The organism is Flavobacterium sp. DG2-3 (genome assembly GCF_030730925.1).
Lineage (GTDB): Bacteria > Bacteroidota > Bacteroidia > Flavobacteriales > Flavobacteriaceae > Flavobacterium.
In genome coordinates this window covers 317,314-330,524 of the sequence record NZ_JAVAMB010000002.1, presented here as the reverse complement: position 1 = coordinate 330,524, position 13,211 = coordinate 317,314, and the positions used below count along the sequence as shown (strand labels likewise).

Sequence of the window (13,211 nt, the reverse complement as noted above, 5' to 3'; positions counted from 1 at the left end):
TATAAATACAATCCTATACCTGCCTTAGAAAGGCAGGTCATCGGGATCATCTGAGGAATTTTGTTTTTTAGGCGTAGAAACAGCTCCCGCGGACCCATCCTCTTTTTTTGCAAAAGCCAAAATTTTAAGGCTGTTGATGTGAAAGGTCAAAGACCCCATAGCCGTGCCGTCGTGACCGATGTAGGTACTCAGTCCCACTCGCCCGAAGAGCTGAACAAGCGCCCCTTTTTTAAGCCACTCGGCTAGTTTTGCGTTCAGCCAATAGGAGCAGTCGAGAAAAGTTGTAATGTGTTTGTACTCGGTGCTTCCTTTGGGTTTGTAACTATCATTGATGGCAATGGAGAAGTTAACGACCTGTTTTTCATTTCCCACTTTACGGGCTAGAGCATCTTTTGTAATACGTCCTGTGATTTCCATGATTTTAAATTTTAGCGTTACTATTTTTTAAAATTTCTTTCTCCCTGCACTTCCCAAAAATTGTTTTCAAAAGAAAAAACGGGAAAAAAGAAAGCAAGAATCAAGTGACCGGTTATGAGGATGCGGAGTGCTATAAGTCCCGAAGGGTGGCAAGCGAAAGCGGCGCCATTATGCGCATGCAGCATACGGCGGGCACTATCTTGGCTGCCTTTTTATGCCGTTTGGAATTGAAAAAGACAATATAAATTCTTTTAAGTTTCTGTTAGCTAAAGCTGAAACGACAAAATCATCTGTGTTTTTTATTGATCAATTTTTTTTGTAATCCAATTTTGTAGATTTGTAAGTGGCTAATTATCGTTTACAAAAAAGAATCAACGAAAAGATCATAACCTCCTAAATTTATTACACTGCCAATGAGTAACCTGATCAACTGGGAAAACCTTAAATCATATGATGACGACAAAAAGAAAAGTTTTGAAGAATTATGCTATCAGCTGGTCTTTGAACTATATTCGAGTAAAGGAAGACTAACTTCTATTGATGATAGTGGAGGCGGGGATGGCGTTGAGTTTTATTTAGAATTGCCTGATGGAGACATCTGGGGCTGGCAGTGCAAATTTTTTGGGCGCTTTAGCGAAAGCGGCAGACAGGAACAGATTAAAAAATCATTACAAAAAGCAGCAGATGTCCATGGCATCAAACTAAAAAAATGGTTTTTATGTAGTAAGCTGTCAATGACACCAGCAGAAAAGAGCTGGTTTGATGGCATAGGAATATTAAAGCATAAAGCAAAACCAGTTTTATCACATCACTGCAATCCAGAATTGATCCACTGGGGTGAGAGTGAAATATTGAATTATTTAAGAAAGTATCCAAATGTACAGCGATATTTCTTTACAGATAAAATTCTTGATTTTGACTGGTTTAGGGATAAATTTGAAATAGTAAGAGAGTCCAGAGTCATTAAATCAAAATATTTAGAAGAACTCCACATCATCGGTACAGCTGACGAAGATATTTCAAAATTTATTGGAGGCAGTTCTTTAGCTGCTCTTATCACAGAGAGAACAAGAAATCTTGATATAGATAGGTTTAAAGTTGAGTATGAAGAAGATATTAAGAGAGTCAGGGATTACGATATTAGTAGTGGTTTTGAAGAAACAGCAAAAAAAATAAAAGAATTTGTTCTGACTGAGAGTCATATTACTCTAATAAAAAGAGGGAATCTGCTTCTAAAAAAAGTTTGTGTTATTTTACAAGAAAATGAACTTTCCAAATTGCAGCTTTTGCTTTTAGAGATAGACAAGTTTGTGGAGGAATACCAAATTTATTCTGATGAATATTCTATCCTGAGCAATGATCAAGATGTCGCTGATATCAGCTGGGCAGCTGAGCGTAAAGAAACGGATCAATCAGTAAAACAAAAAATACGCGAATGCAGAGACTGCCTGTTAGGGCCGCATTTTACTATTAGAAAATTTGATTCCTATCTTTATATTTTCGAGATTCTACAGTCAGTAAACGAGACTGAAGTCTATATTTGCGGAAATGCTTCAAAAGGGAAAACTCATTTAGCAGTTGATACAGTCCGCAAACAGATAGATAGTGGAAAACCGGCAATCTTTCTTTTTGGCAGTCACTTCAGATCTAATCATCCAGTAAAAGAACAGATAAGGCAGCTGCTTGATATTCCAAGCGACTGGACTGTAAAGGATTTTTTGGGAGCTCTTGAAATTTGTGCACGTGTGCATAAGACTAAACTTGTATTTGCTATTGATGGACTAAATGAGTCGGCTTATTGGAAGGAAATATGGGTATCGGGTATAGAAGAGCTGGCTAATGAAATCAGATTAAATTTTTCTAATATTCTTTTACTATCGACTTACCGAAGCTCTTATGAGGAGGTACTGTTTCCTAAGAATTACCTTTCCTATCCTGATGGTAAATGGAATAAGAAGATAGAGGTAGACGGTTTTACAAACTACAATGTAAATGAAGCAACGGAAAGATATTTTAAACATTATGGAATCACCCTGCAAAATAATTCAGAGAGGATATATCATTTTACAGAACCACTGTATCTGACGATTTTCTGCGAAGCCAAAAAAGGAGAGACAGTTTCATTTCAAAATGAAGATATGTTTGATATTTTCGAAGAATATCTCCAGAAATGCAATGAAAATATCGTTGGCAGACTGGGTCGTGAGCTTCGTTACAGCAAATCTTTTACAAAGGATATTCTAAATAAAATTTCTGCTGCGCTCTGGAACAGCGATAAGAGGGATATAGCGCTTCAAGATGTTGTGCCTGCTATGCTTGATACTGATACACTACAAGCTTTTGAGGGAGAAGATCTGCTTATTTTCAGGGATTGGGATGGAAAAGAAGTTGTTGCATTTACCTATGACCTGCTTAACGGCTATCTGATTGCCAAAAGTGTTTTGGAAGAGATCAAGGACAGCAGTGAAGTGATGCTTCTTATAAAAAGCAGAAAATTTGCTACATCACTTCTTGGAGAGAACCGTAAGCATGCCTTATATGATGATATTCTGCGTTCATTCTGTATATTGGCAATTAAACGTTTTGGATTAGAATGCGTAGTTAGTGATTCTTATACACTTTCAAAATATACAGTGGAAGCCCTATTTGATTTGAATGCTGATATTATTTTACCTTATCAGGAGTTGGCAAAAAAAATGGTTACTGACAGTTTTCATGATACTTCCAGAACTTGGTCTTTAATTGATCTTTTTGACACCACTGAGCTGGTTATCGAACATCCTCTTAATTTCCTTTTTCTTTCTGATCTTCTTCTTTCGATGAATGTGTCTTTTAGGGATATTTATTGGACTGAGAAATGCAGGGATAGCTACTTTCCGGAACAAGATGGTAACTATTACGGATATATCTGCTATATCGAAAAAGTAAACAGGGAAAATCGTGAGGTATCTGGTCGTGTGCATATAGCTGCACGGAAACTGATGTGGATGCTCACCGTTACAAACAGAGATATGCGTGATCGCGCCACTAGGGCGCTTTATTATTATGGAAGAAGATTTCCAAAGGAGTTTGCTGATCTTGTTTCTTATTCCCTTGCGATAAACGATCCATATGTTTGGGAAAGAACTTTGGGAGCAATGTATGGCGTCATACTTGCAGAGCATAACAGCGTGGATTCCAAATTTCGGGAACTGTATTTAAAGCCAATTGCGCAAATGCTTTACAGTTTAATGTTTGCTGCAGATTCACCGCATGGAACGACTCATTATCTAGCACGAAGTTATGCAACTATGAGTATAGAAACGGCATTGAAGTACTATCCGGATCTTCTCACCGAGTCCGAACAGGATATGATCAGAGCACCTTATTCCACAGGAGGCATCAGAAATTGGGGAGAATTTGATTATGAAAAACAAAAAGGCAATTTCTCTGATCCAATTTATATGGATTTCAGTAACTATACCATTGGACAGATTGTCAATGACGGCAGAAATTACAGTGATCCAGACAGTAAAAAACTGGTGCGACGCCAGATATACTGGCGTATTTTTCAGCTAGGGTGGGACGGTCTTATATTCAAGGAAATGGACAGCAGAATACAAAGATTGGAATATTCGAGCAGAGGGCAAAGAGCCAAAACTGAACGCTATGGAAAAAAGTACTCATGGATTGCATTTTATGAATTGGCAGGATTAAGGGATGATGCTGGCCTGTTGGAAAATGAGTATGGAGATTTCAGGATAATCAATCCAGACATAGACCTAAGTTTCCCTGAAGATGTAAAACAAAATAAAACAAAGTTTGTTCAGACCGATTATCTTGGCGACAGGAATTTGAGCTTAATGGAATGGTATAAAAACGGAGGTGGTGCAGATGTTTCAGAATATCTGGAGGTAACGGATTTAAATGAACAAAGTGGTCAATGGATTTGTATGGATGGGCTTATAAGCCAGGAGGATAAAGAAATTCAGAGAGAGAGGTTTATATTTATTAGGGCACTTATTGTTAAAAATAAAGATCTGGAAAAAGTTTTATCACGTCTAGAAAAGCAAGATTTCAGAGGAAGATGGCTTCCTGAGAAGCGGGAGAACCATGATTGTTTTGCTGGTGAGATGTATCTCTTTGATGGAGCAGTTTATGATAACTATGTTAACCTGTCATTTGTTGCTGAGACTAAAAAAATTACTGTAAAAAAAGGGCATCCTGATTATTATCCAAAATTTAATTCTAAGACATTAAAGATGGAATATCCAAATGAAATAGAAGTTACCAAAAAAGTGAAGAAAAAGTTTAAAATTCTTCTGCCTGTTATGGAATTTTCATTTTCAAGCGATAGCACTGCAAATTATTCGGGGCATCGAACAGTTATCTCAAAAGAGCTGTTTGAAGAACTTGAACTAGTTAATTCGCCTGATACTTTTAATCTTAAGGACTCTAACAATCGTTTAGCATCGCAAGAAATCAAGTATTATGAGGATTATGATAACAACCACAATTTAGTTTATTTACGAAAAGATCTAATAGACCATTTCCTTAATTCAAACAATTGTACATTAGTTTGGGGGATCTGGGGAGAACGTAATTTCAGTTTAGACGAAGTAGATGATATGCATGAGCTGCATGCTGAAAGCGGATTAGAAAATTTTCCAGTTTTCCAGTCAGTTGAAGTTTATAAGCAATAGTTTCCACAATTGTTACAATAATACTCAATTACGCAAAACCTAATACTGCACAGACATAACTAAGAGTCTTTAAGAACTGAGGATGTTTAATTATATTTCCTATTTTGAAATACCAATGGGTAATAAGAAAAAATAGAGATAAATCTTATAAAATAAATTATTTATGGAACGAATAATATTTTTTTCAAAACAAGATTTGGCATCATATCCTATGATGAACAAAATAAATGAGTTCCTAAAAAAATGGGCTATACGTCAAGGTTTCTTATAATATTAATGATATCATTGAGCTTCATCATATCTGTGAATATCTTGATAATGGATTTACTCATCAGGACTGGGATAACGCGACAATTAGGAAATATAAGGATCAGATTAAGGAATTTAAAAAACAAATCAGTCTTTATTTTGCAAGTTTATCATCAGAATTGATTACTTCATTTTATGATGATATTATATATGATTATCATGAATCATTCTGGCTTCTGCTAAACAAGTTTAAGATCTATGAAAAGATTACTTATGCGGATCTCCAGATTTTATTCTCAAAAAAGAAATTTGATATCAATGATATTCTTTATTGCAGCAGAATTGTACTTTTTTTTGAACCTGAAATAAGAACTTATCTGTTGGCAGATGGAAAAAATGCCGAAAATCTTTTAAGTTATTATGAACAGGAGCATGACCATAAACAAAAAGAAAAATATTTTCCAAAATCTCTTACTCTCAATGACAGGGAGTTGTTGATAGATAAGTATCTCGATACAGAGGATGTGAATCTTAATTACATCCGGTTAGTGGAAAGCAGTAAAGATTCTGAGTTTCTAAGGATAAGTGATAAATTAAGACTTAAAGCGAAAAGGCTTTCAAAAAAGCTTAATGATGAGCATTTTAAATCGGCACATGTCATGACAGTTTCGAAAGGAGCAAGTCTTTGTGAAGATCAGGATGAAATAGAAAAGGTAATAATGGAAGGAGAAAGGCAGATTTACTCGTACAGTACTAAAAGATTAAGAGAAAAAACAGATAAAAAGGATCTTTTCAAGAATTACAGAAATATTTTTGGGTTTGTTGATTTTCAAGGTTGTATTGATATGGTCACTAGATCTTCAACAATCGATACATTTGACAGGATTTTTATGAAATCTAAAAATGAGTTCTTGATCAGTTTTGATTTTCGTGACAGAACCTTAACTGGGGAATTAAAGTTTGAGATTTACAGACATTTTTTAGAATCTATTGATATAAGTATAGAAGAACTCCTTCGATATTTTGTCAATGATTATCTTAATACTGAGTTTGAGGTCGATACTTTTAAATTGTATCTTCCCAATTCCGCAGGTACACCGCTGGAAAAGATTAGATTAATTGTGCCTGAATTTGAATCTTTAATCGAGCAGTACCGGTTGTATATTCTTGATGGTAAAATTGACTATGAACTGTTGCAGGTCACTACTAAAACATCTGGTTTTGAAAAGATACCTTCTCGGGTAAAGAAAAAATATGTGTATCCTCACGGAAATGAATATTCAAAACTCAGAAATTATTTTTTCAACAGAAGCAGCATTCTTTTTAATTATCAGAAATATGGTGAAAAATACAGCTGTTTCTATGAACTGATTGTTTCACAAGATTTGGTATTGAAAAATTTTGACAGTTATGAAAAAGAAATTATATATAAATTTATTAATGAAGGGTATTTAATTTTTGATTCTAATGGTGCGATAAAACCTACAAACAACACTTTTTTCACTGTTATAGCAATTTTGGATAATAATGATGTTATAAGCTACTATCACTTTCCCGAATATATCAGAAATGAAATAGATAGAATGGAACAACAAAAGATTGTTGCTTTTTCCGGCGCCTTGTTTACTTTGGCTGAACGTGATTTTTTTAATTACTATTTAAATAACAGATTTTCTAACGGTCTTTGGTTGAGAAATAAATATGTACACGCAACAAATAGCCATGATGAGGAGACACAAAAAAATGACTATCGCATACTGCTGAAGCTATTGGTGCTACTTGTTTTAAAAATTGAAGATGACTTGAGGATAGAAGCCCACACAAAAACTTTAAAGATGATAAGTGCATAAAACATTACATTTTCATTTTATTTCTCGGAATATTAATTTCATGTTCCTGCGGATAAGGAGCACGATGAGTCATACTGACATCTTCTTTTAGTTTCTGATGCATTTTATATTTCAAATCGTTCTCATGCTTGTATCTCGGATCAGGGATAAAGGGCATTTTAGCCATTTTGGTGACCGTAATTGTCGGAAAATGATAATCTACCTCAACATTTCCAAGCAGCAGATAACAACCCCCTCCCTGAAAAGGATATTCTTTCAGACTACCTGTAAAATGAGCTGTATCGAAAAATTCTCCATCAGCATCAATCCAGGTCCCAAAATACATAGCGCCCATCTTTGTAGGGACGTGCTTGCGCGAGATAAGATACGCCAGCATGCGGACAGTTTTCTTATGATACATCAATAAATCTTTTGCCATTACATCACCTCTGAATTTTGTCTGCAATAAATCAAAAGGGGAGCAAGATACAGGGAAACTTAAGAGTTCTATTTCATCAAAGGCATCTTCAAATTCAGAACGTTCCAGTTTTGGAAGCTCATATTCCTTTACAGGTTCCTGAATGAGCATCAGGTTTCGGTTCTCAGGCTTAAAGTTGACTAAAATAAGCCGAGCAATTACAAGCAACTGATTTTTTGATTTTCCTGTGAAACGGAATGCGCCGATGAAAATAAGGATCTGTATTCCTTCGATGCCAATAGGAATGCGGTTAATAAAATCTTCAAGTGATTTGTATGATCCGTTTTTTTCACGTTCCTGCTGTATGAGAAGAGCGATTTTGGATTCGAGGCTCTGAAGGTGCATGAAGCCCAGATAGACATCTGTGCCGTAAAGTGTGGTTTCAAATTCACTTTTGTTTACACACGGATTGTGAATTGCAGCTCCTGACATTTTTGCTTCATGGACATATACTTCTGTGCGATAGAATCCTCCCTGATTATTGATGACAGCCACCATAAACTCCACAGGATAATAAACCTTCAGATAAAGACTCTGATAACTCTCCACTGCATAAGATGCCGAGTGTGCCTTGCAGAAAGAATAACCAGCAAAAGATTCTATCTGGCGGTATATTTCCTCACTTAGCTTTAGCGGATGCCCCTGTTGTACACAAGAAAGAAAGAAATTATCCTTTACTTTCTGCAGTGCTGCTTTAGAACGCCCTTTCCCTGACATGGCACGGCGCAGGATATCTCCATCAACTGCTGGTAGCCCGCCATAATGAAGTGCAATTTTGATAACGTCTTCCTGATATACCATAATACCGTAAGTCTCGCCCAACTGCTCCTGAAAGACAGGGTGGAAATACTCAAACTTGTCTGGATGGTTATGGCGGAAGATATACTCTTTCATCATACCAGACTGCGCCACACCGGGACGTATGATAGAGGAGGCAGCTACTAAAGTTTTGTAATTATCACAATTCAAACGGCGAAGCAGTCCACGCATGGCAGGGCTCTCAATGTAAAAACAGCCTATAGTCTTTCCTATTCCAAGAAACTCATTGCACTTGGCTTCATTCTTTGAAATGGAAGTATCACGGATGTTAAGGCGTATGCCACGGTTTTTTTCAATAAGCTTTACACTGTCATCAATATGCCCGATCCCACGCTGGCTAAGGATATCAAATTTTTCAAGCCCAATATCTTCAGCTATATGCATATCAAAAAGAACAATTGGAAAGCCTTTTGGGGGCATTTCCAGCGGTGTGTAATTGGTGATAGGCTCTTCGGAAATGAGTATACCGCAGGAGTGCATACTGCGCTGATTAGGATATTTCTCTAAAAGCATTCCATACTGCTGTACTTGTCGAACCACTTTATTGGAGGCATGCAGTTCCATAGGATTTTTGGCAAGGGAATCAAGTTCTTCTTTTGGAAGCCCGAAAACTTTGCCAACCTCACGAAAAATAGAACGGTATTTAAATTCAACATTTGTACCGCAGAATGCTACGTGATCATAGCCGTAACGAGAAAATATATATTCAAGAATAGTATCACGTTCCTTCCAGCTCCAATCGATGTCAAAATCGGGCGGACTTTTACGATTCAGGTTTAAGAACCGCTCAAAGTACAGATCAAGTTCCAAGGGACAGATATCGGTTATGCCCAGACAATAAGCAATGATGCTATTGGCCCCGCTTCCGCGACCTATATGAAGAAATCCCTGAGAATTACTGAACCTTATGATATCCCATGTAATCAAAAAATAACCACTGAACTCCAGCTGGTCAATTACTTTGAGTTCTTTGAACATCCGTGATTTAGCCTCTGCATTATTTTTGCCATAACGCCACTCCAATCCCTGCTGAGCCAGAGTTGTCAGCAGCATAATATCATCTTTTTTACTGTTAGTGTAAAACTTCTTATTCTTTGGGGTTTTAAAATCAAATTCAAAATGACATTCAGCAATAATTTTTTCGGTATTTGAAATAATCAGAGGATACTCGGCATAAAAGGAAATGAGGTATTCCAAAGGCCGCATTATTTCTGTTTCCAGGCAGTAATCTTCAGGAGTCAGCTTGGAGAGTATTAGGTTCATGTCAATAGCACGAAGTATCCTGTGCAGGTTGTATTCGGTTCTTGTACGGAAGGTAACAGGCTGGAGGATTACCATTTTTTCCTGCCTGTTTTTCCAATCAGACAGAACCAGTTTCTGGAGCTGTTCCGGACGAATGCCGATGTATTCATTTCCCCTTAAAAGAAGAGGTGCATTCTCCAAAGGATAAATAACAAATACATCCTCAAATTCCGGTGCAGATTCAGGTAGAACAGTATTGTCAAAATTATGTTTGGTCAAGAAACGGTTCATTTCTGCAAGACCTGATGCGCTTTTTGCCAGTCCTATAAAACGCAGTTTATGTTCCGAGCGGAATTCCATTCCGACAATAGGCTTAATTCCAAAAGCTTCACATCCTTTTATGAAATCATAAATCCCTGTTACGGTATTAATATCAGTCAGTGCCATTGCAGTGACACCGCAAGCTGAGGCCTGCGAGATCAACTCTTCGAGTGGAATAGTTCCGTAGCGAAGAGAATGAAAAGAATGACAGTTGAGATACATTTAATCTGATTTACGTTTTAAAATTTCACTTTTAGTATTGGGTTTGAACGATGCCCCAGCGCATCGCATTACTGCATCAAAGCCGTAACGGCTTTTCATACGATCCATAGCCTGATAAAGAGCCAGCATTTCCTCAGTGTCCTGAAAAAGGTCTATCTGGTAAGTCCCTCGCACCAGTCCGCTGAATCTTACTCCAATTAGGCGAAGCCGCATACGGCGTTGGTATAGTTTTTCAAATAAATCTGTAACAGTTTTCGAAAGGATATGATCAGCTGAGGTATATTGAACCCGGCATTGTTTTGTTTCAGTATCAAAATTTGCATAACGTATTTTGATGGTTACTGTAGAGGTCAGCCATTCTTCCGAGCGCAATTGAAAAGCCAGTTTTTCTACCATACCTAAAATAATCCTTTTGAGTTTTGGAATATCGATGGTATCTTGGGTAAAAGTATGTTCAGTAGATATTGACTTTCTTTCTGTATATGGCTCAACGGGATTGTTATCTATTCCATTGGCTTTCTTCCACAGCTCAGAACCATTTTTCCCTATCATCTGCTGAAGAACTTCGCAGGGCATCTTAGAAAGAGTTTCAATAGTGCGAATGCCTATACGTGAGAGAAGCTGAAAAGTTTTATCTCCGACCATGGGTATTTTCTGAACAGACAAGGGATTCAGAAAAGACTGAACTAAATGTTGAGGTATCTCCAGGTTCTGTTTTTGTTTGCCTTCGCCTGTACCAATTTTAGAAACTGTCTTGTTGATGGATAGGGCAAATGTCAAGGGCAGACCAGTTTCTTTTATAATGGTCTGAGCAAGCTCATTTGTCCACTTATAACTGCCATGAAATTTATCCATACCTGTGATGTCAAGGTAGAATTCATCAATACTGGCTTTTTCCACAACAGGTGCTTTTTCCTGAATTATTTCTGTGATGTCATGGGAAAGCCTGGAGTATAATTCCATATCACCTTTCATAATTTTAGCCTGCGGGCAAAGTTTCATTGCCATGTGAATCGGCATTGCTGAACGCACCCCAAAGTGGCGTGCTTCATAAGAACATGATGCTACAACACCTCTATCGCCACCTCCAATGATGAGGGGGATTCCATTTAATTCAGAATTTGTTAGTCTTTCGCAGGAAACGAAAAACGTGTTCATATCGATATGTACAATTGCCCGGTTCATTATCTATATCATTTATATAGATCAAAATTAGTACAGATAATAACATTTTTAATGTGTTAATATGTTATAAATAGCAACAATTTTTTAAACCTCTTATTTTTTAGTATTTGTGTCGTGGATGAAAAAAGCAATATTGATGCTTTATTCAGAATTTACGGCACTAAAATTTAAAGGCTTTAATTTATAGAGGAATTTTATAAAATGGGTATTTATACTTGTCTTTTCATATCTTAAGATTTTTAAATTTGAAAAATTGTAATCTTAATATTGTTTATATTTGTTAATAATCGAAAATGTAATAATGATGAATAAATTGGATTTTTCAAAAATTGGATTTGATTACGGATTAAAACCTCATCTAATGCTAGTTGGTGATCCAGAATTTTCAAAATTATTCTTAGCTGGGAAATGCATTGGATTATGTTATGAATTTTCAAAGGATAAAGAGGATTTAATCAAACCAGAGTCGCTTTCATTTATATTTGAAAATGAAAAACCCGCTGAAGATTTTTTTAAGATATTATTAAACTGGATTGATAAATCAAATGGAGATGGAAATGCTGTCGCTATGGATTTTATTGAAACAGATGAAGGAGGTTATACATTAGGAATTTCCCCAGATAGGAAAAGATTTATTGATAGAATGGTTCCAAAGAGTCATAAAGAAAAAGTTTCTCCGGTTGCTATGTTATTTACCCAATTCAAGGAAATTCCAACTTTGAGTAAAAGTTATCTGGACTTTAAAAATAATATAAATAATATAGACAATTTATGTATTGGATATGTTATTGCTAAGGGTGAAAAAATAATCAAAAAAGGTGAAAAACATTTTTTCAAAACAGAATTTAATTTTTATGAAGAGAACAATATTTCCGAAGACAATATGGCGGCGGTATATCATGCAGTAAAAAAACAATCTGATTTAGTAAAAAAGCCCAGGCCAAAACCCACAGAACACTTAGTACAAGAACTTGGTAAGCGAAGACTTTTGGAAATGAAGTCATATCTTCCTTTAACATTAAACAGATTGCAAAATAAATGGCTGGAAATTATTATAGAAAAATTAGAGAAAGAATATGAAAAAGATCAAATAGTTCAGGCTATTTGTAATTTGACAATATTTGAAAGGCTAAAACAAAACGTTGATCTTTCCTCTGATTTTACGGGTCAGGGATATCCAAATCGTATTTTAGATTATCTTTTATTTACGTTTGAATCATTTGACAGCTATTATCCTGATGATGATTTTTATACAGAAGAGAGAATAATTCAACAAATCCAAAATGATAAAAACGAACTAACACAATATTTTAACAAACCCTAACTATGTTTACAATTTTTTCAGCCGTGAGTGCTTTTGTATTGGCTTATAAGGCTGATATCGCAACTAAAGTTATAGCCAGTGCTACCTATGATGTTTTAAAAAACACAATTGATTTTTCGTCCTTAAAAGAAAGAATTAGGAAATTCTTTAAAAATGACACGGAGATTGATACCTATTTAGAAACTATATGCAGCCAAGAATCAGTAAATACTTTAAAACCAGAAAGAGATATTGAAGATGTATTTGAATCAGTAACAGGAGAAAAATATAATGAGGAAATGTTTACAGAGATTAAAGGATGGATCAAAGAAAATGAATCTGTCCTAACACAGGTGTCCAAAATTGAATTTAGTAATACCAATGGCTTTAATATTGGAGTTCAAAACGCCAAAAAAAATATCATAAATATTTCTGGACATTATAAACCAAACCAGAAATAATTT

General features: G+C 35.8%; 7 protein-coding genes. 4 read left to right on the top strand and 3 right to left on the bottom strand.

Features of this window, described 5'->3' with window-relative positions; all coding sequences use genetic code 11:
• Positions 1 to 24 precede the first annotated feature (24 nt).
• Positions 25 to 417, bottom strand: coding sequence for a single-stranded DNA-binding protein (locus Q9Q97_RS05400; RefSeq protein WP_184162617.1), 393 nt, complete (start codon positions 415 to 417; stop codon positions 25 to 27).
• 413 nt (positions 418 to 830) lie between these two features.
• On the opposite strand from Q9Q97_RS05400, the gene Q9Q97_RS05395 reads away from it, so the two are divergent.
• Positions 831 to 5,099, top strand: coding sequence for a hypothetical protein (locus Q9Q97_RS05395; protein WP_306155362.1), 4,269 nt, complete (start codon positions 831 to 833; stop codon positions 5,097 to 5,099).
• 428 nt (positions 5,100 to 5,527) lie between these two features.
• Positions 5,528 to 7,198, top strand: coding sequence for a hypothetical protein (locus Q9Q97_RS05390; RefSeq protein WP_306155361.1), 1,671 nt, complete (start codon positions 5,528 to 5,530; stop codon positions 7,196 to 7,198).
• A 4-nt stretch (positions 7,199 to 7,202) separates the two neighbouring features.
• On the opposite strand, the gene Q9Q97_RS05385 is transcribed toward Q9Q97_RS05390, so the two are convergent.
• Positions 7,203 to 10,259, bottom strand: a complete 3,057-nt coding sequence (locus Q9Q97_RS05385; RefSeq protein WP_306155359.1) for a DNA polymerase III subunit alpha — start codon at positions 10,257 to 10,259, stop codon at positions 7,203 to 7,205.
• A complete protein-coding gene (gene dinB, locus Q9Q97_RS05380; RefSeq protein ID WP_306155357.1) occupies positions 10,260 to 11,444 on the bottom strand; it encodes a DNA polymerase IV in 1,185 nt (394 codons plus the stop codon).
• 301 nt (positions 11,445 to 11,745) lie between these two features.
• Here dinB and Q9Q97_RS05375 point away from each other — a divergent pair, with 301 nt between their 5' ends.
• Positions 11,746 to 12,768: a hypothetical protein gene (locus Q9Q97_RS05375; protein WP_306155355.1), complete on the top strand. Its 1,023-nt coding sequence runs from the start codon at positions 11,746 to 11,748 to the stop codon at positions 12,766 to 12,768.
• Between the two features lie 2 nt (positions 12,769 to 12,770).
• Entirely contained in the window at positions 12,771 to 13,208 is a 438-nt protein-coding gene (locus Q9Q97_RS05370) for a hypothetical protein (RefSeq protein ID WP_306155354.1), read from the top strand.
• The last annotated feature ends 3 nt before the right edge of the window (positions 13,209 to 13,211 follow it).

What these genes read in the sequence shown, in the direction of transcription:
- dinB (WP_306155357.1), bottom strand. Translation starts at nt 11,444, where the DNA reads ATGAACCGGGCAATTGTACATATCGATATGAACACGTTTTTCGTTTCC.
- Q9Q97_RS05395 (WP_306155362.1), top strand. Translation starts at nt 831, where the DNA reads ATGAGTAACCTGATCAACTGGGAAAACCTTAAATCATATGATGACGAC.
- Q9Q97_RS05370 (WP_306155354.1), top strand. Translation starts at nt 12,771, where the DNA reads ATGTTTACAATTTTTTCAGCCGTGAGTGCTTTTGTATTGGCTTATAAG.
- Q9Q97_RS05385 (WP_306155359.1), bottom strand. Translation starts at nt 10,259, where the DNA reads ATGTATCTCAACTGTCATTCTTTTCATTCTCTTCGCTACGGAACTATT.
- Q9Q97_RS05400 (WP_184162617.1), bottom strand. Translation starts at nt 417, where the DNA reads ATGGAAATCACAGGACGTATTACAAAAGATGCTCTAGCCCGTAAAGTG.
- Q9Q97_RS05375 (WP_306155355.1), top strand. Translation starts at nt 11,746, where the DNA reads ATGATGAATAAATTGGATTTTTCAAAAATTGGATTTGATTACGGATTA.